Raw genomic sequence first — 23,624 nt, 5'->3', positions numbered from 1 at the left:
GAGATGAGATTACAGCATCTTGGCTGCCGTCAGGCCGAGGACCGCCAGGATTGCAATCACGATGGTGCCAACAATGCCACCGATAAGGGCAGCCGAGTTATCGCTCGTATCGACTGTCTTCGAAGGCTCCTGGGTGACGGTGGTCTTCCCGTTCAATGGGTTGACCTGAACGTCAACGGAAACCGTGGTGGTCGGAGAGGAAGGCGTGGTGGTTGGCTGCTCCTTGCTGCGCTCAGTGCCCTCAGCACCCTGCGAGACTGCGTCCGGGTTGGAGTGCTGCGTTGGGAAGAGCACGATGCCGGACTTGCCGTCGCGGCAGTTGTCCTTCGACTGGTTCAGCGCTGCTTCGACCTCCGCCATGGTGCGGGTCTCTGCGACGCCTTCCTGGTTCTCGAACTGGTCAACCCAAGCAGCTGCCTGTTCGTCGGTGAGGCCCTTGAACTGGTCCTTCTTCTCCTGGATCAGGGCGTCGCGGTCACCGATGGTCGGGAAGACTGGTTCCGGTGCGCGGAACGACTGCTTCGAGGCTGGGATCTCGCCGTTCTCGAAGTACTTGTCGTACTCCAGGATCTCTGGGAGGCGACCCGGGTTCTCGAAGCCTGCCACGACTGCGTCGCTCCACTTGTGGGTGACGTAGTCGAGTGCGACAGACTCTGGCAGTTCCGAGTCCTCAGCGACCTGCTTAGCGAGCTCAGCGAGCTTCGGGCGAGGATCTGGCTGGAACTGCTGCTGGTACGCAAAGTCCGACTTCAGATCGTTGTACAGCTTCTCGCCGTGCACCTTGGCTGCTGGGAAAGCCTGCTCGAATGCGAGCTTCCACGCCTTGTCGACGTCGAAGCTTGCTGCCTTGCCCTTCGACTGCTCATAAAGCTTTGTCTCTTCGGCGTTAAGGCGGATGGAGCATACGCCGGAGACATTCTCGCCAACGGTGGCACCTTCAGCGGAAGGGGCGACCATGGCGCACGCGCCGAGCGAGAGCGCGATTGCGATTGCTTGGAGTCTCCGATTGTTGAACATATTTCTGAGTGTAGCCGAGGGAGCTGCGGAAACGTATTCGTTCGTTGACGCGTGTTTCTGTATTTATCCAGGAAAAACCGTAAATAAACCTTAATATTCACATACTCGCAGGTCCATGACATGTGTTTGCGGGATTGTTCAACATCTACATTTAAGGAAGCCACAAACCAAACAAAGGGACCATACCCCACCTAACCCTTTCTGGGGGTGTACGGGGTGAAAATGCAGTTCATCGGCCCTAAATTACACCGCTGTAATTTAGGGGCCTTACACTGCTTTTGCTAAAAACGTGCGCACCACGCCGTAGCGCTACGCACATTGGATGCAATTTCGCTAGCAGAAGTCTGTGCGTGGCCGTACGGTGTCCGGGAAGCGAGCCACGCAGCCACCGCGTGTACCTGAACCGACTGGGCCAAAAGTAGGACGTCGTCTATCCCGTCGCGCGCCACACGAGCCCCAATAATCCCGGCAAGCACATCGCCGGAGCCGGGTGTGGCGGCCCAGGAGGAGCCGGCGTCGATAAGGATGGATTCCTGACCGTCTGAAACGACAGTGGCGCGCCCTTTGCGGACCACAGTGCAACCAAGTTGGCGGGCGCAGTCGGCAGTCTCCCCGACGTGATCTTTGATCATACCTATATACAGGCGTGAAAATTCACCGTCGTGCGGGGTCACCACAACCCGCGCCAACTTACGCGGCGCGCGGGCCACAAGGGTGAGCGCATCCGCGTCGAGCACCACCGGCACACCCTGCCGCAACACCCAATCGACGGCAGTATCCGCCTCCTCGCCGAGTCCAATTCCGGGACCGCACACCCACGCCTGCACCTGACCGGCTTGCTCCAACTCGCGGGTTGCCACGACCTCCGGCCGCGCCCGCACCACTTCGAGCGCCTGCGCGCCCGCGAAACGCACCATCGCCGGCGTCGCCGTCACCGCGCCAGCTGTGCACAGCAGCGCCGCGCCGGGATACGTACCGCTGCCAGCGTGGATGCCCACCACACCGCCTGTGTATTTGTCGTCATCGGCGCCGGGCTCCTTGACGTCCACCGGCACTGGGCCCATCGGCCTGATGTCCTCGAGGTCCAGGCCCGTGTTGGGCACCGCGCGGTACGTCCGCACGTGGCTCTCCGGCAGTGGTAGCCCAATGTCCGCGCACAGCACGTTCCCGCAGCGCGTCGAGAGGGCGTGCGCGTAGCGCCACCCGCCGAACGTCACCGTCACGTCGGCCTGCAGCGCGTTGCGGCCGGCCTCGCCGGTGTCGGCATCCACGCCGCTCGGCACGTCCACCGCGAGCACCTGGTTCGCGTCGATGTCGGCGACAGCGTCGGGCAGGTCGCCGGCACCGCCGAGGCCGAAGAGGCCGTCGATAAGGAGGTCGCACGCCCCAGGCTTCTCGACGACCCCACCTCCGGCCCCCACAAACGCATCTAACGCCCGCTGCTGCGCCCGGCCCAGTGGCAGCCAAGCCTCGACGTGCCAGCCCTCCCTGACGAGCTCCGCCCCCGCGTACAGCGCATCCCCGCCGTTGCCGCCCGGGCCCACCAGCAGCAACACCCGCTCCCGCGGCCCCGACATCTCACGCGCCACCCGCGCCACAGCGTGCGCGGCGCGCTGCATCAACGCGTCAGGAGACGCCTCAGCGGCAAGGAGGGGAGCTTCCGCGGCCCGAATCTCCGCGGCGGAATACGCAAACGGTGCAGCAAACATTCCGCCATTCTACGCGCTATTCCGCCTGGCAGGAGGGGCACCAGAACAAATTGCGGCCCTCGTACTTGCGCACCTCGATCGGCGTGCCGCACACAAAGCAGGGCTCGCCGGCGCGGCGGTACACGTAGACCTCACCGCCGTGGTCGTCCTTCCGGGGTGGTCTGTCCATCGCCTCGGGGCTGTGCTCGGGGCGCACAGTATCTATCCGGCCGTGCTCCACCCCATACTCCATCAGCTCGCGCACGTCCTGCCATAGACGCAGGAACTCCCCATGGTCCAACGCCCGGCCCGGCACAAACGGCGAAATACCCAGGCGAAACAGCGGCTCCGCACGGTATATATTGCCCACGCCAGCGAAGTACTGCTGGTCCATCATCAACGACCCAATCGTGCGTCTCGACGCCCGCACCCTCTCCCACAGCGCCTCCGGATCCGCGTCCGGGTCGAGGGGGTCCTCGCCGCTGCGGTCCAGGATCGCCTGCTCCTCCGGCGGGGAGACGTAGCGGCAGTACTGCGGGCCGCGCAGGTTTGCCGCCACCTCCTCGTTGGCCAGGCGCAGCCGGATCTGCCCCCACACGTCCTCGGCGGGCTCGAATCGGAAGGAACCAATCAGGCCCAGGTGCACGTGCACCGTCGCCGTGGAGAACTCCAGGAACAGGTGCTTGCCCACCGCGCGGGCCTCCGTCAGGGTGGCGCCGGCGAGCGGGGAGACGTCGAAACGCCCTTGCGGGGAGGAAATCTCGATGGGCTGCCCCGCAAACGTGTCGTTCAAGTGGCGGGCGAGGCGGTGGATGACGTGGCCTTCGGGCATTAGACTCTGCTACTCCTTATATCTCACCGACCAAGGTACAGCGCGCACCCGCTTCCGCTCCGGTCGACCTCTTAGCGTCGACCAACGCAGGTCACGGCAATTTGGGGCTTTTCGACGCCAAAAACCTGATTCCGCGCTGACCAGGGTTGGTCGACCGTAAGAGGTCGACGGGAACCAACCCGCCCCAACGTGCACAAATAGAGATGCGCGCGCTGGCCCGGTATACTTCAGGTTCCATGCCATATAGCGTTGGATTTGATCGGGATAAGTACATTGCGATGCAGTCGGAGCACATTTCGGCCCGACGAAAAGCAATTGGGGGAAAGCTCTACCTAGAGATGGGTGGCAAGCTCTTCGACGACAATCATGCCTCCCGCGTTCTGCCGGGGTTTACGCCGGATAACAAGATTGCGATGTTGGACCGCATCAAGGATGAGGTCGAGATCGTGATCGCGTTTAATGCGGGTGACGTGGTGCGCCAGAAGATGCGGGCGGACCTCGGGATTTCCTACGAGGAGGACGTGCTGCGCCTCGTGGACGTGTTCCGGGAGCGAGGGTTCCTCGTCGAGAATGTGGTGGTGACCCAGCTGGAGGGTGAGAACCCGCTGGTGGAGGCGTTCATTGAGAGGCTGCAGCGTCTGGGCCTGACAGTGTCGCGCCACTACATGATCGCCGGGTACCCGCACGATACGCAGCGCATCGTGTCCGAGGAGGGCTTCGGCCGCAACGAGTACGTGGAGACGTCCCGCGACCTGATCGTGATGACGGCGCCGGGTCCGGGCTCCGGCAAGCTGGCCACGTGCCTGAGCCAGATCTACCACGAGCACCGTCGCGGTATTAACGCTGGCTATGCCAAGTTTGAGACGTTCCCCATCTGGAACTTGCCGCTGTCGCACCCGGTGAACCTCGCGTACGAGGCCGCGACGGCCGACCTTGATGACGTCAACGTGATCGACCAGTACCACCTGGACGCCTACGGGGAGACCGTCACCAGCTATAACCGCGACATTGAGGTGTTCCCGCTGCTCAAGGCGCTGCTGCGCGAGGTGACGGGGGAGGAGCCGTACCAGTCACCGACGGACATGGGTGTGAACATGGCCGGCTACTGCATCAGTGATGACGCCGCTTGCCGCCACGCCGCGAAGCAGGAGATCGTGCGCCGCTACTACAAGACGCTCGTGGACGAGCGCCGCGACGACTCCGACCACACCGTCTCCGACCGGATCCTGAACATCATGCGCAAGGCGGAGGTGACCCCGCAGGACCGCGTGGTGGTCGCTCCGGCCCTGGAGGTCGCACAAACCACCGGCACGCCGGGCGCTGCGCTGGAGCTGCCGGACGGCACCATCGTGACCGGCAAGACCACGGACCTGTTGGGCCCGTCGGCGGCGGTGCTGCTCAACGCCTTGAAGGTGCTCGCGGGGATCGACGACTCCGTCCACCTCCTGTCGCCGGATTCCATCGAGCCGATCCAGACGCTGAAGACGCGCCACCTCGGGTCCGTGAACCCGCGGCTGCATACTGATGAGGTGCTCATTGCGTTGTCGGTGTCGGCGTCGACAAGCAGTGATGCGGCGGCGGCGCTGGAGCAGCTGAAGAACCTGCGTGGCTGCGACGCGCACACCAGCACCATTCTTGGCTCCGTCGACGAGGGCATTTTCCGCAACCTCGGCGTGCTGGTGACCTCGGAGCCGAAGTACTGGAAGAAGGGGCTCTACCACAAGCGCTAAACTCGTGGGCATGACGAGCAAGATCCTCCTGTATTACAAGTTCCAGCCCATCGCGGACCCGGACGCGGTACGCCTCTGGCAGCGCGACCTCTGCGAGGGCCTGGGACTGACCGGCCGCATCCTGATCTCCAAGGACGGTATCAACGGCACCGTCGGTGGCGACATTAAGGCCTGCAAGACCTACGTGAAGAAGACGAAGGAGTATTTCCGGGGCATCGAGTTCAAGTGGTCTGAGGGCGGCGCGGAGGACTTCCCGAAGCTGTCGGTCAAGGCGCGCGATGAGATCGTGGCGTTCGGCGCGCCGGGCGAGCTGAAGGTGGACGAGCATGGCGTCGTCGGGGGCGGCACACACCTGAAGCCGGAGGAGGTCAACGAGCTGGTGGCCAACAACCCGGATGTTGTGTTTTTCGACGGCCGCAACGCCCGCGAGGCTGAGATTGGCAAGTTTAAGAACGCCGTGGTCCCGGACGTGGAAACCACCCACGACTTCATCAAGGAGCTGGAGAGCGGCAAGTACGACTGGATGAAGGACAAACCAGTCATCTCCTACTGCACCGGCGGTATCCGCTGCGAGATCCTGTCCAGCCTGATGAAGAACCGCGGCTTCGAGGAGGTCTACCAGATCGACGGCGGCATCGTCCGCTACGGCGAGAAGTACGGCAACTCGGGCCTGTGGGAGGGCTCGCTGTACGTGTTTGATAAGCGGATGCACACCGAGTTCGGCCCGGAGAATGACCCGGACTATGTGCAGCTTGGCCACTGCGTGCACTGCGGGGCGCCGTCGAACATGTTCTATAACTGCGTGAACGAGCCGGAGTGCCGCCACCAGTACTTAAGCTGCGAGGCCTGCCGGGAGGAGAACCCGTACTGCGCAGATTGCGCTAGTGCGTCGCATCAAGCGCCAGCATCCCAATCGTGACCGTCAGCCACCACATGGTGAACGGCACGATGGGCAGCCAGAACACGCCCATCCAGGGGATCCAGCGCTCGTAGCGGTTGAGCTTGCGCACCATCAGCACCGCGCAGGTGAGTAGGCCCGCCACCGGCGGAATCGAGGTGACGACGGCCCACCACGTCCGCCACGACTCGGTGCACAGCCACGTCGCGTCCCCGGCCTCACACAGGGGGCCGCCCTGCACGCGGGCGACGGCGGCGAGTGCCCACGCGAACAGCAGCGTGCCAAGCACCGTCACCACCGCAAGCGTGATCGCCTGCTTCGTCGACGCCTTGTTGCGCCGCGCGACCTCCAGCGGGTCCGGCTCTAGGGCAAGCTCGTCGAAGCTGGCCGGTTCCGGCCGGACGCGGGAGAAGCGGTCCGCGCCGGAATGCAGATCGTTTTCGGGGTGGTCAAATACGTCAGCCATGGTTAGTGCTTCCCTCGTGGGTACACGATGACGGGCACGGGGGCGAAGCGGATGAACTCGCCCTCGCGGGTGCCAACGAACACGCGCTTGAGCGGGCCCGAGGACTTCGAGCCCAGGCACAAAATGTCGCCCTTCTTCCACTTCACCGAGTCGATGGCCTTCTTCCAACCCTTGCCGGTGGCGACGAAGTTGGAGACGTCGAGACGTTCGGTGTGCTCCGGCCCGAGGTGTTCCGCGACAGCAAACGCCGAGTCGCGTGCGCGGTCCAACAGGCCGAGCGCGGCCTCGTTCCACTCCATCTGGTCTTCCTGATCGTCGAAACCGCCGCCCTCGCTGGGGGAAAACGCGATGATGCGCAGCGGGACGTCGAGAAGGCAGGCGAGCGTGGTGGCGTACGCCAGGCCGGAGAAGCTCGGCTGCACCGCGCCAGAGTCGATGAGCGAGTAGGTGACGCGGGTGATGCCCTTCTTCGAAAGCTGCACGCCCTTCGGCGCCAGGCCCAGCGGAAGCGGGGAGGAGTGCATCATCTCGTCCGCGTCGGAGGTCGGCCGGAAGCGGCCTTTCGATGTCTTCGACTTCGAGCCGAGCAGCAAAATATCAGCCTCGAAACCGTCCGCCATCTCGAACAGGCACTCCGCGAGGCTGCCGCGCTCCAGCACCTGCGCCACCGGGTCCGCCCACTGCGAACGCGGCAACTCGTGCTTCAGCGCCTTCGTGGCCTTCTCGCTGATGGTGTCTCGCTGCTTCTGCAGCCACTTGTCGTACTTCTTCGACGACAGCGACTTCGTCCACGAACCCGACACCGACGCCGCAACCCGCACCGTCACGGGCAGGCTCCGCCCCAGCCAGGCGGCGAACTCGATCGCCTCCGAGTTGGAAGCATCCCAACCAACGAGCACTCGAAGTGGGCGCTCAGACTCAAAGGACTGGGCTAGTTCAGAAGAGAAAGATCGTGGCGCCATACCGACCTAGTGTATTAGCTTTCCGGGTTCGCGTAGACGTCTGCCAGGGTATTAATTGCCTCGGTGGCGGCGTCGAGCTGCTGCAGCGAGGCGTCATCAAGCGTGGCGAGCATATCCGCGAGGTACTGCGTGCGCTCCTTGCCCACTCGCCTCAGCTCGCGTTTGCCCTGGTCAGTTAGGTCGACGAGCACGCCGCGCCTGTCCTCCGCGGAGCGCGTGCGGTGCACTAGGCCGCGCTTCTCCAGCTGGTTGATGGTGTTCGAGGCCGTCGGCATTCGCACGCCCTCTGACGTGGCGATATGGCTGATCCGGCTTGGCCCTTCCACCTCGAGGCGACGCAAGATCGAAAGCTGGGGGCCGGTGAGGTCGGAGCGTTCCGTATTTCGGAAATACGCGACATACAAACTCGTCATCGCCGGGCGAATACGCTGTGCCAACTCCAACGGGTCAGGACGATCAGCCATAAGGACCTGCCTTGTACAAAAGAGACGAACAAAACGTGCAACGCATCATTCTATACATAGGCGAAGGAAACTATGTTGTTGCGCTAGTATGGCGGCGATGTTCACCTACCAGCACGAAGTTTCGCACGAATGGCAACGCCGGGCGGCCCTTCGCGCCTATCACGCCGGGCACATTCCCAAAGAAGAGCTTTGCGACGCCGACTTCCTCCTCCGCGCAGCCGCAGAACATCACGGAGAGGCGTCGAAAAGAAACTGCCCAATTTGCGGCCGTGACATGCGAGAAGTGCGCTGGGTGTACAGCGAAAAGCTTGGACGTCGCACCGGCACCGCACGCAGCGAGGCCGAGATTGACACCCTCGTTGGTGAGGTCGGCCCCATCACCGTGCACAAGGTGGAAGTGTGCCCCCACTGCCACTGGAACCACTTGTTGCAAGAATGGACCGCCACTCCAGTGCGGTAAAAACGCCCGGTACGGGTAGTGTGTGCTGTAGCAATTCTGTAGGTGATCGTACAGGGACAATGTGTGACTAACGTAGACGAGAAAACCAAGACCCCATCCAAGTCCCGGTCGCGGACGGGCCAATGGGTCCTAGCCATGCTCCTGCTCTTGGTGCTGCTGGCCAGCATCCCAGCTGTGTGGTTTATCTGGAACTACCAGCGGGCGAACATCCCGGAGCCGCATGAGATCGAAACGGCGCAGATCTCAAACCTCTACTTTAACGACGGCAAAACCGACCTGGCTCGCATCGTGCCGCCGGAGGGCAACCGCGTTCAGATCCCGCTGGAGCAGGTGCCAGTTGACGTGCAAAACGCCGTCCTCGCTGCCGAGGACCGCGACTTCTGGGACAACTCCGGCTTCTCCTTCACCGGCTTCGGTCGCGCCGTGATCGGCCAGATTACCGGCAACGCATCAGCCGGTGGTGGCTCCACGATTACGCAGCAGTACGTGAAGAACGCCCTGGTCGGCAATGAGCACTCCTATGAGCGCAAGGCCAAAGAGCTCGTCTACTCCATCAAGATGACCCACTCTTGGACCAAGGAAGAAATCCTCAACGCCTACCTCAACACCGTCTACTTCGGGCGCAACGCATACGGCATCGAGGCTGCCGCGCACGCATTCTTCGACAAACCGGCCAGCGAGCTGACGCTGGAGGAGGGCGGCGTGCTTGCGTCCTCCATCCAGCTGCCGAGCCAGCTCGACCCGTGGACCAACCCTGATGGCGCGAAAGCCCGCTGGAACTACGTGATGGATGGGCTCGTTGAGACGAACAAGCTCGACCCTGCGAAGCGCGCCGGGCTGCAGTACCCGGAGACCCGCGATCCGTCGACCTACTCCGCCTACACCGAGGCGAGCGGCCCGAACGGCCTGATTAAGAACCAGGTGATGACGGAGCTGGCCACCATCGGCATCTCCGAGTCGGACCTTACCAACCGTGGTTTGAAGATCACCACCACGATTGACCCGAACTCGCAGTCAGAGGTTGAGCGGATTTCCCGCGAGCAGCTTTCGCTCCTGCAGGACGACGCCCGCACCGGCGTCGTGGCCATCGACCCGAAGACGGGCGCAGTACGCGCCTACTACGGCGGCGACGACCCCTCCGGCTGGGACTACGCCAACGCCGGCCTGCAGACCGGCTCCACCTTCAAGATCTTCGCGCTGGCCGCGGCCTTGCAGCAGGGCATCCCGCTCAACGCGATGTACTCGGCCACCCCGGTGACGCTGCCAGGCGGCCACGTAGTGACCAACTGGGACGGCGGCGGCTCCGGCATGCTCTCCATGCTCGACGCCACCCGCACCTCCTCGAACACCGCGTTCATGCGCATCCAGGATGACCTGGACAACACCACGCAGGACACCGCGGACATGGCGCACGCCCTCGGCGTGGCCCGCTCCATCCCGGGCATCCCGGTCACGCTGCGTGAAAACGGTGGCCAGCCCTACGAGGGCATCGTGCTGGGCCAGTATCAGTCCCGTGTACTCGACATGGCCACCGCCGTCTCCACGCTGACGAACCGCGGTCTGGCGCACCCGACGCACTTCGTGCAGCGCGTCACCGACGCCTACGGCGAGGTCCTCTACGAGTTCGACCCCGGCTACACGGAACGCCGCGTTTCCCAGCAGGTCGCTGACAACGTGATCAAGGCGATGCAGTCCGTCGTCCCGTACTCCAACGCCGTGCTGGCAGGCGGTCGCCCGTCCGCCGCGAAGACCGGTACCGCCCAGCTTGGTAACACCGGCCTGAACAAGGATGCGTGGACCGTCGGCTCGACGCCGCAGCTCGCCGTGGCCGTGTGGGTCGGTACCGCCGACAACACCTCGGCGATCTTCAACTCCTACGGCGGCAACATGTTCGGCGCCGACACTCCAGGCCGGATCTGGAAGAACGTGCTGGACTCCCTCCTGCAGGGCCAGGACTTCGAGTACTTCCCTGAGGCATCCCCTGTGTACTGGGGCGTCAACCCCTACTCGGGCGGCGTGAACCTGGGCGGCTACTACGGTGGCTTCTCCGGTAATTCGACCACGGGTGCTCCGGCTGATGCGGCGTCGCCAAGCGCCGACGCCAACGCGCCGACGGGCGAGGCCGGACCTGGCCAGCCGGCGGCACCAGCCCCCGCACCGGCTCCGGCTCCGGCGCCAGCACCGGCGCCCGCGCCGCGGCCGGACCCGGTACAGGACGCAATCGACCAGGTTATAAACGATATCTTTGGATAACGGAGCAACGATGACAGCAACCACGTGGCCTGACCCGAAGGATCGCGTCCAGCCAGCCCTCACCGAACCCGCCGCCCGCGGTTGGGTTGAGTTCCTCGGCGGACCTATGGGGCGCTTTGCCCAAATTGGACGCTCTAAGTTCTGGACGCCGCTGCGCACCATTTTCGCGCTCGCCTACGTCTTCATCGGCCTCGGCGCGCTCTCAAAGTCAAACTGCGCGATGGGCAAGCTTGACGACGCCGGCGTGATGCAGGTCAACTGGGACGGCAACCGCCAGTACACCTCCTTTTGCTATAACGACATCCTGCCGCTGTACGGCGGCCGCGGCCTGGACCAGCCGGGCTTCGTCTACGACTTCTCCTGGGTTGAGGGCGACCTGACTCGCTACATGGAGTACCCGGTGCTCGCCGGCCTGTTCCAGCAGTTCTGCGCGTTCATCTCCCGCAACACCTACTTCGCAGTCTCGCGCATCCTGCCGGAGTCCGGTTGGTACTTCTACGTAACAGTGCTCATCCTGGCCGCCATTTGGGTGGTTACAGCGCGCATGGTGGCGGAGCTTGCCGGCAACCGAATCTGGGACACGCTGCTCGTTGTCGGTTCCCCGTTGCTGATCATGCACCTGTTTACCAACTGGGACATCCCCTCAATCTTTTTCGTGGTGGCGGCGATGCTCGCCGTGCGGAATAAGAAGTACTGGCTGGCAGGCGTGCTGATTGGCGCCGGTACCGCGTTCAAGCTGTGGCCGCTGTTTATCCTCGGCGCATACCTGGTGTTGGCCATCCGGAAGCGGAATTTCGTGCCCTTCCTCAAGATGGTTGCCACCACGGCGCTGACCTGGGCTGCGGTGAACCTACCGGTGTACCTGCACAACCCGGAGGCATGGAATGAGTTCAACCGCTTGAACACTGACCGCGGCTGGGAGTGGACCACCATCTACGCAGTGATCAACCGCGTCTTCGGCTGGAGCGGGTTTGATAGTGGTGAAGGCGCCCCCGTCATCCTGAACACGGTTACGCTGGTGCTCTTCCTCGCGGGCTGCGCAGCCGTCCTCGTGCTTGGCCTGAAGGCGCCGCGCACGCCGCGCGTCGCCGAGCTGTTCGTGCTCATCGTCGGGTTCTTCCTCCTCTTCAACAAGGTGTGGAGCCCCCAGTACTCCATCTGGTTCATCGTTCCCGCTGTCCTGGCGCTGCCGTACTGGCGCCTCCTGCTTTCCTGGATGACGGTCGACATGATGGTGTGGCCAGTGCTGATGTGGCACATGATGGGCGAGGACCAAAAGGGTGCTCCTGGCGCGCTGCTGGACACCGTCATCATCTCCCGCGACGCACTCATCATCGCCATCATGGTGCTGGTTATCCAGCAGATGTTCGGCAAACGCGAGGACAAAGTTGCTGCCGCGCACAACGGCCACGACCCGCTTCTGACTACCCCTGAAGATTGGAAGGAGCCAGCATGGGATCCGCAACCGTTACCGGAATCGCCTCAATCGCAGTCGGATTCGGTTTCATCGCCGCAGCGTTCGTAGCGACGAACCGTCAAGAAATCCCTCGCGCCGTCGGCTACGGTCTTGCCGCTTTTGTCTTCATTACCGTCATTCCGGTGATCCTCGCGGTCTTCGTAGCCGTGCCCAATCCGCAGTAGGGCGGAGGGGGCGTCGAGAAGTATTTTGCCCAGCGTAACGGGTGGGGTACGCTGGTGGGGTTGCTTGACGCAACGACCCTCCTGCCACCGCACAATGCGGCGGCCGAAAACATTCAAATCTAGACCATAGGAGGTGATGAGGTCCGTGCGTCACTACGAAGTAATGATCATCCTCGATCCACAGCAGGATGAACGCACCGTTGCCCCGTCCCTGGACAAGTTCCTCGAGATCGTCCGTAAGGAAAACGGCAAGGTAGAAAACGTTGATGTGTGGGGCAAGCAGCGTCTTGCGTACCCAATCAACAAGAAGGAAGAGGGCATCTACGCTGTCATCAATCTTGAATGCGCAGCAGATACCGTCCAAGAGCTCGATCGTGTGCTGAGCCTGAGCGAATCAGTGCTGCGCACCAAGGTTCTGCGAACCGACAAGTAAAGAACGGCTTTCGGAACCACGGAAACGAAGGAGTCAAAACAATGGCACAAGGCGATACACCGATCACCGTCGTCGGCAACCTGGTTGCGGACCCGGAACTGCGGTTTATTCCAAGTGGTGCAGCGGTAGCGAACTTCCGCATCGCTTCCACGCCACGCCAGTTCAACCGCGACACGAATCAGTGGGAAGACGGCGAGGCCCTGTTTTTGACCTGTAACTGCTGGCGTCAGATGGCGGAGAACGTCGCGGAGTCCCTCACCAAGGGCATGCGCGTTATCGTCAACGGTCGCCTGAAGCAGCGCTCCTACCAGACCCGCGAGGGCGAAAACCGCACCGTGTTTGAGGTCGAAGTTGATGAGGTAGGCCCGTCCCTGAAGTATGCCACCGCGAACGTGCAGCGCACGCCACGCGAAGGCAACTCGGGCTACGGTCGCCCACAGCAGCAACAGCAACAGCAGCAGCCTCAGAACATGGGTGGGTTTGGTCAGGCACCGCAGCAGCCTGCACAGCAACAGCAGCAGGCACAGCAGTCGCAGCCGCAAAACGATCCGTGGAATTCGGCTCCACCTGCCGGTGGATTCGGCGGGATGGACGACGAGCCCCCGTTCTAAGCATTTCCCACACATAAGCATTTTCAACTCAAGGAAGGTTAGGATTCATGAAACTGATCCTCACCGCTGCCGTTGATAACCTTGGCGAGGCAGGCGAGATCGTCGAGGTCAAGGGCGGCTATGGCCGTAACTTCCTGCTCCCACGTGGCCTGGCTATCCCAGCCACCCGCGGTGCAGAGAAGCAGATCCGTGATATTCAGCGTGTACAGAAGGAGCGCGAGGTCCGCGACTTGGACCACGCAAAGGAGCTGCGTGATCAGCTCGACCAGCTGACCGGCGTGAAGGTGCCAGTGCGTACCTCCGAGAAGGGCAAGCTGTTCGGCTCCGTCAAGCCTGGCGACATCGCAGCAGCTGTCAAGGCAGCCGGCGGTCCATCCCTGGACAAGCGCCGCATCAATGTACCGAAGGGCCTTGTTACCAAGACCGGTGGATACCAGGTCAAGGTGAACCTCCACGACAGCGTGGAAGGCAAAGTGAACTTCGAGGTCGTTAGCAAATAACGACGATTACCGATAGGTAGTCCAACGACAACAGCTTGAGAACGGGTCCCGCTTGTGAGGAGCGGGGCCCGTTTTCGTTTGCCTGCCTGCGCTTGTGGATAACTCTCCACAGCGAGGCGGTGTGCCCCTCATGTGACGGTGTATTTAGCGCACCGAAGGCGCCTAGTCAAACCGGCTGGTAGCGGGTTATCCACCGGGGGTGCCAATGGGTATCGTCTTGAATAAAAGTGGTGTGACCTGCGAAGAGGTTGCTGTAGGGCGCGCCTTCGATGGCTTTTCCACACACTCTCCACACGTTGTGCACACCCCCTGTGGATAGACCCCAGGCACAATAGAAAACTATTCACAGCCCCTGTGGATAACTCAACTGGCGGTACGTGAATGTCTGGGGTATCCGGTACGCTGTTGTGCAACACGAAAGGGTAAAGGGTACTGCATGGCTGAGAACTCGAGTGCCGCGAGCTTCGACGATTTTGACGACGACTACGTTCCACCACCGGAGCCTCCGGAGTCCTCGGTGCCGCCGGAGCCACGCCAGTGGGACGGCGGGTCGTTGAACTTTAACCGGGGCCGCAAGGACCTGAAGGAGTACCGCCAGCCCCCGCACGACGAGCGCGCGGAGCGTTCCGTGCTTGGCGCCATGCTGCTCAACCAGGACGTCATCACTGACGTTTCGGACGCGTTGCGCCCGGAGGACTTCTACTTCCCAGCGAACCAGCTGGTGTACAAGACCATCACGAACCTGTACTCGCACGGATCCGACATTGACGCGGTGGTCGTCGCAGGCCAGCTGGACCGTAACAACGAGCTTGAGCGTGTCGGCGGCGCTCCTTACTTGCACACGCTCATCTCCGAGGTGCCGACGGCCGCCAACGCCCGCTACTACGCGGAGATCGTCGAGGAGAAGTCGGTCCTCCGCCAGCTGGTCAATGCCGGTACGCACGTTGTGCAGCTCGGCTATGAGGGCGAAGACGGCATGGAGATCGACGCCGTCGTGGACCGCGCTCAGCAGGAGCTCTTCCAGATCTCCCGCAAGAACGCTGGCGAGGACTACAAGGTGCTCGGCGACCTGCTGCAGGACACCGTCGACGAGCTCGCGGCCATCGCGCAGGGCGGTGGCCTGGAGCAGGGCGTGCCCACCGGCTTCATTGACCTGGACAAGCTCACCAACGGTCTGCACGCAGGGCAGATGATCATCATCGCGGCGCGCCCGGGCGTCGGTAAGTCGACGCTGGCGCTCGACTTCATGCGCTCCTGCTCAATCCAGCAGGGCAAGACCTCAGTGATTTTCTCGCTCGAAATGAGCGCGTCCGAAATCATCATGCGCATGCTTTCGGCCGAAACAGAGATCAAGCTGTCCTCGATGCGCTCGGGGCAGATGGGGGAGCAGGACTGGGAGAAGCTCACCCGTCGGCTCGAGGAGATCCAGGACGCCCCACTCTTTATCGACGACTCCCCCAACCTCACCATGATGGAGATCCGCTCTAAGGCGCGCCGGTTGAAGCAGCAGCAGGGCCTCGACCTGATCGTGCTGGACTACCTGCAGCTGATGAGCTCCGGCAAGCGAGTGGAGTCGCGCCAGCAGGAGGTCTCCGAGTTCTCCCGTAACCTGAAGCTATTGGCGAAGGAGCTCGAGGTACCGGTGATCGCGATTTCCCAGCTCAACCGTGGCCCCGAGGCCCGCACAGACAAGAAGCCGCAGCTCGCCGACCTGCGTGAATCCGGCTCCCTGGAGCAGGACGCCGATATGGTCTTCCTGCTCTACCGCCCGGACTCGCAGGACCGCGACGACGAGCGCGCCGGCGAAGCCGACATCATCGTGGCGAAGCACCGCGGCGGGCCAATCGACACGATTCCGGTTGCGCACCAGCTGCACTACTCGCGCTTCGTGAACATGGCGCACGGCTAATCCTGCACCCGTCCGGGGGTGGACAGCCAAGGCTGCCCTTGCTTAGGGTTGGCTCGCCATGCATGACACGCTGCGCGTTTCTGGCTAGCATTGTGGCCTAACACAGTTACGAACGAAGGAAAAGTCACAATGTCTGTCCGAATGATGCACGACGCACCGTCCGCGTGCGCCCACACGGTGGCCCAATTAGAGGAACGTATTACCGTCGCGAAGAACCAGGATTCGACGATGCTGCTGAACCTCCCCCGCAGCATCGACGAGCTGGCCGCCACCTCCCAGCCAAGCGGTGTCCTGCACCGCCTCCGCGGCCTGTTTAGCGCGTAGCGCGGAAGCGGCGCAGCCGCAGCGAGTTCGTCACTACGAACACGGATGAAAATGCCATCGCTATGCCTGCAAGCAGGGGGTTGAGCAGCCCGATGGCTGCCACGGGGATGAGCACCACGTTGTATGCAAAGGCCCAGAACAGGTTGCCTTTGATGGTGCGCAGCGTCGCGCGCGACAGGCGGATGCCGTCGGCGGCGCTGACCAGCGAGTTATTCATCAGGGTGATGTCGGAGGCCTCGATGGCCACGTCGGTACCGGCGCCCATCGCCATGCCAAGGTCGGCCTGCGCGAGCGCTGCGGCGTCGTTCACGCCGTCACCGATCATCGCCACGCGTTTGCCCGCGTCCTGCAGGCTGCGTACCAGGTCGACTTTGTCGGCGGGGAGTACGCCGGCGGTGACGTTGGCGGCGTCGATACCCACTTCCTTCGCCACGGCGAGCGCGGTCGCGCGGTTGTCGCCAGTGAGCAGGTGCGGCTCGAGCCCCAGCTCCTTCAGCTTTTCGACGCCCACCCGGGAATCTTCCTTCACGGCGTCGCGCACCGCAATAACCCCTTCAAGCACGCCGTCGACCTCGACGGCGACCACGGTCGCGCCAGTCGCCTCCATGGACTCAAAGTCGTCCCGGTATTCGCCGAGGTCAACCGTTGGGCGCCCCACCCGGACGTGTTTGTCGTCAACGGTCGCGCTGGCGCCGATGCCGGGCTCGTTCCGGAAGTCGGTGACGGACTCGGTGCGAGCGTCCTGGACGTAAGCGGTGATGGCACGGGCGATGGGGTGCTCCGAGTGCGCCTCCACGGCGGCGGCGAGTGCGAGGGCGTCGCTGCTGCCATTCGCGTCAACCACGGTCATTTCGCCGGTGGTGACGGTCCCGGTCTTGTCCATCACGATGGTGTCCACCTGGCGGGTGGATTCCAGGATCTCCGGGCCGCGGATCAACAACCCGAGCTCGGCTCCTCGCCCGGTGCCCACCAGGATGGCGGTCGGGGTGGCCAGGCCGAGCGCGCACGGGCACGCGATGATCAGCACCGCCACCGCCGCCGTAAACGCGGCAGCCACGCTGTAGCCCAACAGGAGGTGCACCACCAGGGATACCGCCGAGATAGCGATCACGGTCGGGACGAAGATCTGCGCGATCCTGTCTACCAGCCGCTCTACCGGCGCCTTGCCGGCCTGTGCATCCTTGACCAGCTGGCCCATCTGCGCCAGCGTCGTGTCCGAACCAACGCGTGTTGCTTGCACAAGCAGTCGGCCGTGCGTGTTCAGGGTCGCGCCCGTGACGTCGTCGCCTTCCTTGACGTCGACAGGAACAGACTCGCCGGTGAGCATTGAGGCGTCGATCGCCGAGCGTCCCTCGACCACCGTGCCGTCCGTCGCGACCTTCTCGCCTGGGCGCACCACGAACGTGTCGCCGACCTTCACGTCGGCGATCGGCACGCGCGTTTCCACGCCGTCGCGCAGCACAGTCGCATCCTTCGCGCCCATGTGCAGCAAGTTGCGTAACGCCTCGGAGCTGCGCCCCTTCGCGCGGTGCTCAAACCAGCGCCCAAGCAGCAAGAACGTGATGACGACGCACACCGTCTCCAGATAGACTTCGTCCATCCCGGCAGAGTTCGGCGTCAGGCTCATGTGCATTCTCATGCCCGGTTCGCCCGCGTTGCCGAAGAACAGTGCATAGATCGACCACCCGTAGGCGGCCGTGGTGCCCATGGAAATCAGCGTATCCATGGTCATGCTGCCGTGACGCAAGTTCAACAGGGCATTGCGGTGGAAAAGCGACCCTGCCGAGAAATACACCAGGGTCGTGGCAGCAAACGCCGCCCACTGCCAGTACGTGAACTGTAACGCCGGAATCATCGACACCAGCATCACCGGCAGTGACACCACCGCGGACCACACGATGGTCCACAAGAGGGTGTCGCGCTCGGGTTCGGAGGGGGCGTCGTCAAGCGGCTCGTCGGCGTCAGTGACCGTGAACGCATCGTAGCCCGCGTTCCGAATCGTTTTGATCAACGCATCAGGGTCCGCGAGCGCCGGATCGTACTCGACGGAGGCGGTCTCCGTCGAAAAGTTCACCGACGCCTCGACCCCCTCCATCTTGTTCAGCTTTCGCTGCACCCGCGACGAGCACGACGTACACGTCATGCCCGAAACGCCGAGTTCTATCTGTGCATTCGACATTAGATCAGCTTGAACCCCGCTTCCTCAACCGCCTTATCGACGTCCTCCCTGCTCACCTCTGCGCCCTCAACCACAACCTTGCCGGTTGTGTGATCAGCGTTCACCGAGGTCACGCCCGGGATTTCCCCGACCTCTTCCTGGATGCTGAGCTCGCAATGCCCGCAGCTCATGCCCTCAACCTGGAATGTTTGCGTTGCCATAATATTTCCTTCCTTCCTGCGGGAATCGCCCCGCACTTGTTAGTGTTGCATTGATAGCTGCCAATCTAACAAAAAACGAAAAGGAGCTACCTAATGGCCACAACCGACCTCACTGAGGAAACATTCCAGGAAACCGTTCTCGGAGAGGGCATTGTCATCGTCGACTGCTGGGCGTCCTGGTGCGGCCCCTGCCGCCAGTTCGCGCCTGTTTACGAAAAGGTCTCCGAGAAGCACCCGGATGTGACCTTTGCGAAGCTCAACACCGAGGAATACCAGCAAGTAGCGGTCGCCCTGGATATCCAGGCAATCCCGACGCTCATGGCGTTCCGTGACGGAATCATGGTCTACCGCGAAGCCGGTGCCCTGCCGGAATCCGCATTCAACGACCTTGTCGAGCAAGTCAAGGCACTCGACATGGACGAGGTCCGCCGCCAGGTCGAGGCCCAAAACGCGCAGGAGGGACAGTAATGGCAAACCCATTCGTGAAGGGCTGGAAGTACCTGATGCAGTCCTTCGACACCAAGATCGACGAAAACGCCGACCCGAAGGTGCAAATCCAGCAGGCCGTCGCCGCCGCGAAGAAGCAGCACCAGGAAATTACTGAGCACGCAGCCGCCATCATCGGCAACCGCAACCAGCTCAGCATGAAACTGGACCGCCTGCTCAAGTCCCAACAGGACCTCGAGGCGAAGACCAAGACCGCCCTCCAAACGAACGATGACGCCGCCGCCGAGGTCATCGCCACCCAGCTGGTGTCCGTCGAGCAGGAACTCGAGCAAACCAAGCAGGCCTACGCCGCCGCCGAGCAAGCCGCACAGGAAGCCCAAGCGAAGCAGAAGGAATCCGAGGCGCGCCTGCAGGAACAGCTCGCCCAGGTCTCCCAGCTGGAATCCCAGCTTGACCAGGCGAAAATGCAAGAGCAGACCACTAAGGCCATGGACTCCCTCAACCAGTTCGGCGGCGACGACAACGTCCCGACCCTCGACGGCGTTCGGGACAAGATCGAACGCCGCTACGCCCAGGCGCTCGGCGAGCAGGAGCTGGCTAAGTCCTCCATGACGGACCGGATGACCGAAATCGAGTCGGCCGGCAGCGATGTCGCCGCCAGCGCCCGCCTGGATCAGATCCGCGCTGAGCTTTCCGGCGGCAAGTCGGCTTCGTCCTCTTCCGAGGCCCCGAAGGAAATCGAGGACAGCAAGGATTAGGAAAACCTCAGCGCCGCAAACTGTAGTAACAGGATTGTAGTATTCCCCGAAAATAAGTTCGAAATGGGGATTACTACAATCCTGTTGCTCACATTTAGAAAAACCGCAGCGCACAACGCAGAAAGAATGCCCCTGCCCGACCTGAATGTGTCGGACAGGGGCCTTGTTGTATCGAAAGTGTGTTAGCTTTCGCGGCGAATGTTGATGAGTACGCCGCGGATGCCGGAGTGGAAGCCGTCGCGAAGGTTGACGCGCTGGGTTTCCGTCAGGGTGTACTCGTGCAGGGTCTCGCAGGCGAACTGGAGCAGCGGCCTATCGATCTCCGGCGGCAGACCGCCACCGGAAAGCATGTGGGCCTTGTCGCGCTGTTCGCTGGATGCGGCGTTCTCGAACCACCAGGCTGCGTACTGTTGTCCCACGTCGTAGGGGGTTTGGAAGCCGGAGGACGTCCAGACTTCTTCCGGAAGCGGCACGTAGCGCGAGCGGAGTTTGCGGCGCGGTGCCATCATCGACGGCTTCGGTGCCGGTTTGGGGGCCGGTACGTCGTCGGTGTCCTCGTCGGAGATGGTTTCCGGCTTCGGGTCCTCGGCAGGTGTTGCAGGCTCTGCCGACTTGACCGGTGCCGGTGGTTCCGTGGGGACCGGGCCAGGCTTTGGGCCGGGCTTCGGCATATCGGCAGGCGATGGGGTCGCCGGGGTCGCTGGGGTAACTGGGGTTTCCGCGGCCGGTGGATCGACCGGCTGGTCCGAAGCGGGCTCCTCAGCAGCAGGCTCCTCCGGCGCAGCGAGTGGGTCGGGTCCCAGGCCGGGTACTTCGGTGGGGCCTTGGTTGTCTTCGACGGGTTCGGCGTCGGCGATCGGGCGTTCCCGGATGCTTGGTGGGAGGGGCCCTTCGAGGACGCGGAGTTGCATGGAGTCTGCGAAGTCTTCGCGTGGGTCGAGGATGGTGGTGGTGTCGCAGGCGTGGCGGAGGGCGGAGGACATCGAGTCCCAGCCGAATCCGTAGAGGTGGACGCGTACGCCGTTGTTGGTGGCTTCTTCGACGCCTGGGATCATGTCGGCGTCGCCGGAGACAAGGACGAAGTCGCTGAACTGGCCACGTGTTGCGTTGATGACCAGGTCGGCGACGAGTCGGGTGTCGACACCTTTTTGGGTGCGCCGCTCACCCCATTCGATGAGTTGCCCCGTGCGGAGTTGGACCCCGTCGCAGGAGCGCAGGGCGCGCTGGTAGCGGTGGGGTCCGGAGTCGGGGATGCCGTCGTACCACATTTGACGGTGGATGGGTTGGTGGAGTTGGTGGCTGATCATGACTCCGAGGTTGGCGACTACCTCGGGTAAGTCGATTTCTAATTGTGCTCGCGCGCCGATTTCCCATGAGTTGTAAAAGCTCGCCAGTAGGTAAGAAGTGTCGACGAACACCAGTGTGCGTTCAAGCATGGCTCCTAAATTCCGATTCTTTATTGTCGTTAAATTCTTTTCATCACAAGGCTACATATGTTTGTGTGCCTACTCATGCTAGTAGTTCAAGAAATTTCGTAGGGGTCCTTGCGAGCTACCTGACCACGGTTCTATAGTTAGTTAGTGCAGTAACTAACCAACGAGCTCGAAGGGAGGAATGGTGGTTGGGGATTCAGAGCCACTCTTCGTGCAGATCGCGAAGTTGGTGGAGGACCTCATCGTCGACGGGACGCTGAAGTCGGGCGAGCGGGCGCCGTCGACAAACGAGCTCGCAGCCTTCCACAACATCAACCCCGCGACAGCACGCAAGGGCCTCGGCTTACTTGTCGACGCCCAGGTCCTCGAGAAGCGCCGCGGCCTCGGGATGTTCGTCACCCCGGACGCGCGCGAACGGATCCTGGAAACCCGCCGGGAAGCGTTCCCGGGTACGTTCGTCGCCCCTCTTATCGACGAAGCCGTCCGCGTCGGCCTGAGCCGCGACGACTTGATCGACCTTGTACATCGAGTAGCAGAAAGTAGAGGAATGTATCAATGAACGCCATGATTATCCGCGCCGATGGGCTAGAGAAGCACTTTGGTAAGAAGCACGTCCTCAACGGGGTGTCCTTCGACCTGCCGTCTGGCGGCATCCACGGGCTGTTGGGGCGAAATGGCGTCGGTAAGTCGACGTTGTTGCAGATTGTCGCCGGCCAACTGAAATCCTCCGGCGGCGCCGTCGAGGTGTTCGGCCTGGCTCCGTTCGATAACGCAGCGGTGATGGACCGCGTCGCGCTCACCGGCGTCGACGTCGGCTACCCGGCGAGCTGGAGCGGCAAGGACATTCTCAAGGGCGCGCAGCTGCGGTACCCGAACTGGGACGATGGGCTCGCGCGCCGCCTCATCGACGACTTCGACCTCGACGAGGCGCTCGGCACCACGTACAGCAAGATGTCGCGCGGCCAGCGCGCGATGGTCGGCAACATTGTCGGCATCGCCTCTGGCGCCGAGCTCACGCTTCTCGACGAACCCTACGTCGGCCTCGACGTCCACAACACCAACGTGTTCTATCGCCACCTCCTCGACGTGGCCGAGGACGGACGCACGTTCGTGATGGCCACGCACCATATCGAAGAGGCGTCGAAAATTCTGAGCAGCGCCCTGGTGCTGGGCCGCGACGGCAAGGTCAGTGCGCACGTGACCGCCGACGATGCCGACGCCCACGCCGAGCGCCTCGACCTGAGCAACCCCCTGCGACCTGTCGATTTCGGCGACGTCATCGAGCACCTCCTGGAGGTGAGCTAAATGCAGACCTTTGTCCGCCCCGGCTTCTTCCGCGCCCAAATGTTCGCAGGCTCCAAATGGCGCTTCTGGATGACACTCTTCGGCCTGCTCATGGGCGAAGCGACCATCTTTGCCGACTGGTTGGGCAGCGTCCCGCTGGTCATTACAGCCGCGACATTCTCCTCGCTCCTCCTCTACGCGACCTTCATCCCCGAATCGGACGTTTTTCGCTCCTATGGGATGAACCGCAAGCGCGCCCTCGCGTACAAGCGCCGCGCCGCCCTCGTGGTCTGGGCCGTACTTTGCATCCCGACGCTGATCGTGAGCCCATCGCTGTACGGCCTGCTCGCCATCGCACTGGTCACCGGCTGGCTTGCCCTATACGTAGCTAACGACTCCACCACCGGCGAAGAACTCAACTCTTCCGACAACGGTTCGGCCATCATGGGGCTGCGTCTGGACCAGCCCCTCATCTTCCAACTCTTCTGGAAACAGCCGCTCCTCTTGGCCGTGGCCTTTGGCCTTTGCTCGGTCGCCGTGCAGTTTGCGGTGCGCTCGTTCGCCGACAAAACATGGATACCGTTCGTCGCAACCATCCCTGACCTTTTCCTTTTCGGTTGCTTCGCGGCTATCTATTCTTGGGGCACAAGCTCGCCGACGACGGCCCGAGCGTACGGCATTCCCCGTCGCACGTGGGCTCTGCATGAACTGGGTGCAGCGGCGGTGGCCGCGGGGATCTACGTTGCGCTGCGTACCCTTCCTACACTTCTCGACGCCCACACCCTGCCCACCGTGCCCCTCTGGGCAACGTTCAACTTGATCCTCACTGGACTTGCGATCCCGTTGGCCTGGGGACGCAACCAACTGGTGACGTTCATGGCCGTCATGATTCTCTGGCAATTCCTCCGTGACCCCGTGCCTTGGAAAGGAGCGGTGATGGTGGCCGGATGTGCGTTGTTGTTAGCACTTGTGACGCTCGCACTGTACGTCACGGGGCGCGCAAATGGCGCCCAAAAGAACCCTGATATGAAGTTGTAAAAATAACCTCTGGCCTGGCGATTTGTGTTGTTGTTGGTGTGTGTGTAACTTTATGTGAGTCAGCGAGACCGACAACGCCCCGCCAGACAGACTCGGT

The 23,624-nt window shown here is 62.6% G+C and carries 25 protein-coding genes; 15 read left to right on the top strand and 10 right to left on the bottom strand.

Annotation, left to right across the window (positions count from 1 at the left end; genetic code table 11):
- Positions 1 to 9: 9 nt before the first annotated feature.
- From QP752_RS10895 to QP752_RS10885, 3 genes are all read right to left on the bottom strand, one after another.
- A complete protein-coding gene (locus tag QP752_RS10895) occupies positions 10 to 1,017 on the bottom strand; it encodes a hypothetical protein (protein WP_284805499.1) in 1,008 nt (335 codons plus the stop codon).
- A 281-nt stretch (positions 1,018 to 1,298) separates the two neighbouring features.
- A complete protein-coding gene (locus QP752_RS10890; RefSeq protein WP_284805498.1) occupies positions 1,299 to 2,726 on the bottom strand; it encodes a bifunctional ADP-dependent NAD(P)H-hydrate dehydratase/NAD(P)H-hydrate epimerase in 1,428 nt (475 codons plus the stop codon).
- Positions 2,727 to 2,742: 16 nt separating this feature from the next.
- Complete coding sequence (locus tag QP752_RS10885; protein ID WP_256001178.1) at positions 2,743 to 3,537, bottom strand: Fpg/Nei family DNA glycosylase; 795 nt, start codon at positions 3,535 to 3,537, stop codon at positions 2,743 to 2,745.
- A gap of 236 nt (positions 3,538 to 3,773) precedes the next feature.
- Between QP752_RS10885 and QP752_RS10880 the strand changes: the two genes are divergently transcribed.
- Positions 3,774 to 5,267, top strand: a complete 1,494-nt coding sequence (locus tag QP752_RS10880) for a DUF1846 domain-containing protein (RefSeq protein WP_070363408.1) — start codon at positions 3,774 to 3,776, stop codon at positions 5,265 to 5,267.
- A gap of 10 nt (positions 5,268 to 5,277) precedes the next feature.
- Positions 5,278 to 6,186, top strand: a complete 909-nt coding sequence (locus QP752_RS10875) for a rhodanese-related sulfurtransferase (protein ID WP_070361717.1) — start codon at positions 5,278 to 5,280, stop codon at positions 6,184 to 6,186.
- On the opposite strand, the gene QP752_RS10870 is transcribed toward QP752_RS10875, so the two are convergent.
- The 3 genes from QP752_RS10870 to QP752_RS10860 are packed head-to-tail and all read right to left on the bottom strand — an operon-like array spanning position 6,149 to position 8,057.
- Positions 6,149 to 6,631: a hypothetical protein gene (locus tag QP752_RS10870; protein WP_070478589.1), complete on the bottom strand. Its 483-nt coding sequence runs from the start codon at positions 6,629 to 6,631 to the stop codon at positions 6,149 to 6,151. The genes QP752_RS10875 and QP752_RS10870 overlap by 38 nt on opposite strands.
- 2 nt (positions 6,632 to 6,633) lie before the next feature.
- Positions 6,634 to 7,593 carry a universal stress protein gene (locus QP752_RS10865; RefSeq protein ID WP_070478591.1) on the bottom strand — a complete coding sequence of 320 codons (960 nt, stop codon included), beginning with the start codon at positions 7,591 to 7,593 and terminating at the stop codon, positions 6,634 to 6,636.
- Between the two features lie 14 nt (positions 7,594 to 7,607).
- Positions 7,608 to 8,057 (bottom strand): MarR family winged helix-turn-helix transcriptional regulator, encoded by a 450-nt coding sequence (locus tag QP752_RS10860; RefSeq protein ID WP_070361721.1) that lies wholly within the window; start codon positions 8,055 to 8,057, stop codon positions 7,608 to 7,610.
- Positions 8,058 to 8,154: 97 nt separating this feature from the next.
- Here QP752_RS10860 and QP752_RS10855 point away from each other — a divergent pair, with 97 nt between their 5' ends.
- The 3 genes from QP752_RS10855 (at position 8,155) to QP752_RS10845 (ending at position 12,295) form a co-directional block, all read left to right on the top strand.
- On the top strand, positions 8,155 to 8,517 hold the full coding sequence (locus tag QP752_RS10855; RefSeq protein WP_070478730.1) for a DUF5318 family protein: 363 nt from the start codon (positions 8,155 to 8,157) through the stop codon (positions 8,515 to 8,517).
- Positions 8,518 to 8,580: 63 nt separating this feature from the next.
- Positions 8,581 to 10,770: a transglycosylase domain-containing protein gene (locus tag QP752_RS10850; RefSeq protein ID WP_070478593.1), complete on the top strand. Its 2,190-nt coding sequence runs from the start codon at positions 8,581 to 8,583 to the stop codon at positions 10,768 to 10,770.
- Between the two features lie 10 nt (positions 10,771 to 10,780).
- The gene (locus tag QP752_RS10845) at positions 10,781 to 12,295 is read left to right on the top strand and encodes a glycosyltransferase family 87 protein (protein ID WP_070478595.1); all 1,515 of its coding nucleotides are present in this window, start codon (positions 10,781 to 10,783) and stop codon (positions 12,293 to 12,295) included.
- On the opposite strand, the gene QP752_RS10840 is transcribed toward QP752_RS10845, so the two are convergent.
- On the bottom strand, positions 12,253 to 12,528 hold the full coding sequence (locus QP752_RS10840) for a hypothetical protein (RefSeq protein WP_284805497.1): 276 nt from the start codon (positions 12,526 to 12,528) through the stop codon (positions 12,253 to 12,255). The two genes, QP752_RS10845 and QP752_RS10840, sit on opposite strands and share 43 nt — an antisense overlap.
- Before the next feature lie 19 nt (positions 12,529 to 12,547).
- Here QP752_RS10840 and rpsF point away from each other — a divergent pair, with 19 nt between their 5' ends.
- The 5 genes from rpsF (at position 12,548) to QP752_RS10815 (ending at position 16,188) form a co-directional block, all read left to right on the top strand.
- On the top strand, positions 12,548 to 12,844 hold the full coding sequence (gene rpsF, locus QP752_RS10835; protein ID WP_070361725.1) for a 30S ribosomal protein S6: 297 nt from the start codon (positions 12,548 to 12,550) through the stop codon (positions 12,842 to 12,844).
- 41 nt (positions 12,845 to 12,885) lie between these two features.
- A complete protein-coding gene (locus QP752_RS10830) occupies positions 12,886 to 13,455 on the top strand; it encodes a single-stranded DNA-binding protein (RefSeq protein WP_070361726.1) in 570 nt (189 codons plus the stop codon).
- Positions 13,456 to 13,502: 47 nt separating this feature from the next.
- Positions 13,503 to 13,955: a 50S ribosomal protein L9 gene (gene rplI, locus QP752_RS10825; RefSeq protein WP_070361727.1), complete on the top strand. Its 453-nt coding sequence runs from the start codon at positions 13,503 to 13,505 to the stop codon at positions 13,953 to 13,955.
- 436 nt (positions 13,956 to 14,391) lie between these two features.
- On the top strand, positions 14,392 to 15,864 hold the full coding sequence (gene dnaB / locus QP752_RS10820; RefSeq protein ID WP_284805496.1) for a replicative DNA helicase: 1,473 nt from the start codon (positions 14,392 to 14,394) through the stop codon (positions 15,862 to 15,864).
- A gap of 129 nt (positions 15,865 to 15,993) precedes the next feature.
- Positions 15,994 to 16,188, top strand: a complete 195-nt coding sequence (locus tag QP752_RS10815) for a hypothetical protein (protein WP_070361729.1) — start codon at positions 15,994 to 15,996, stop codon at positions 16,186 to 16,188.
- Here the strand turns inward: QP752_RS10815 and QP752_RS10810 are convergent.
- Positions 16,178 to 18,367 (bottom strand): cation-translocating P-type ATPase, encoded by a 2,190-nt coding sequence (locus QP752_RS10810; RefSeq protein WP_284805495.1) that lies wholly within the window; start codon positions 18,365 to 18,367, stop codon positions 16,178 to 16,180. The two genes, QP752_RS10815 and QP752_RS10810, sit on opposite strands and share 11 nt — an antisense overlap.
- The gene (locus tag QP752_RS10805; protein WP_284805494.1) at positions 18,367 to 18,567 is read right to left on the bottom strand and encodes a heavy-metal-associated domain-containing protein; all 201 of its coding nucleotides are present in this window, start codon (positions 18,565 to 18,567) and stop codon (positions 18,367 to 18,369) included. Before QP752_RS10805 ends, QP752_RS10810 begins: the two co-directional genes overlap by 1 nt.
- A 93-nt stretch (positions 18,568 to 18,660) precedes the next feature.
- Here QP752_RS10805 and trxA point away from each other — a divergent pair, with 93 nt between their 5' ends.
- Positions 18,661 to 19,035: a thioredoxin gene (gene trxA, locus QP752_RS10800; protein WP_070361732.1), complete on the top strand. Its 375-nt coding sequence runs from the start codon at positions 18,661 to 18,663 to the stop codon at positions 19,033 to 19,035.
- A complete protein-coding gene (locus QP752_RS10795) occupies positions 19,035 to 19,772 on the top strand; it encodes a PspA/IM30 family protein (RefSeq protein ID WP_284805493.1) in 738 nt (245 codons plus the stop codon). Before trxA ends, QP752_RS10795 begins: the two co-directional genes overlap by 1 nt.
- 182 nt (positions 19,773 to 19,954) lie before the next feature.
- Here QP752_RS10795 and QP752_RS10790 read toward each other — a convergent pair whose 3' ends face one another.
- Positions 19,955 to 21,208 (bottom strand): NYN domain-containing protein, encoded by a 1,254-nt coding sequence (locus QP752_RS10790; protein ID WP_284805492.1) that lies wholly within the window; start codon positions 21,206 to 21,208, stop codon positions 19,955 to 19,957.
- A 178-nt stretch (positions 21,209 to 21,386) separates the two neighbouring features.
- On the opposite strand from QP752_RS10790, the gene QP752_RS10785 reads away from it, so the two are divergent.
- From QP752_RS10785 to QP752_RS10775, 3 genes are read left to right on the top strand one after another with little or no spacing between them, the layout of a single operon-like run.
- Positions 21,387 to 21,764: a GntR family transcriptional regulator gene (locus tag QP752_RS10785; protein ID WP_070361735.1), complete on the top strand. Its 378-nt coding sequence runs from the start codon at positions 21,387 to 21,389 to the stop codon at positions 21,762 to 21,764.
- Positions 21,761 to 22,510 carry an ABC transporter ATP-binding protein gene (locus QP752_RS10780; RefSeq protein WP_284805491.1) on the top strand — a complete coding sequence of 250 codons (750 nt, stop codon included), beginning with the start codon at positions 21,761 to 21,763 and terminating at the stop codon, positions 22,508 to 22,510. The genes QP752_RS10785 and QP752_RS10780 overlap by 4 nt, the downstream gene beginning before the upstream one ends.
- Positions 22,511 to 23,527 carry a hypothetical protein gene (locus tag QP752_RS10775; protein ID WP_284805490.1) on the top strand — a complete coding sequence of 339 codons (1,017 nt, stop codon included), beginning with the start codon at positions 22,511 to 22,513 and terminating at the stop codon, positions 23,525 to 23,527. It begins immediately after the preceding gene.
- Positions 23,528 to 23,624 lie beyond the last annotated feature (97 nt).

Source organism: Corynebacterium sp. UMB10321, from assembly GCF_030228725.1.
Lineage (GTDB): Bacteria > Actinomycetota > Actinomycetes > Mycobacteriales > Mycobacteriaceae > Corynebacterium > Corynebacterium pseudogenitalium.
Note: the sequence above shows the minus strand (reverse complement) of the source record. Positions and strands in the feature narration are given on the sequence as shown.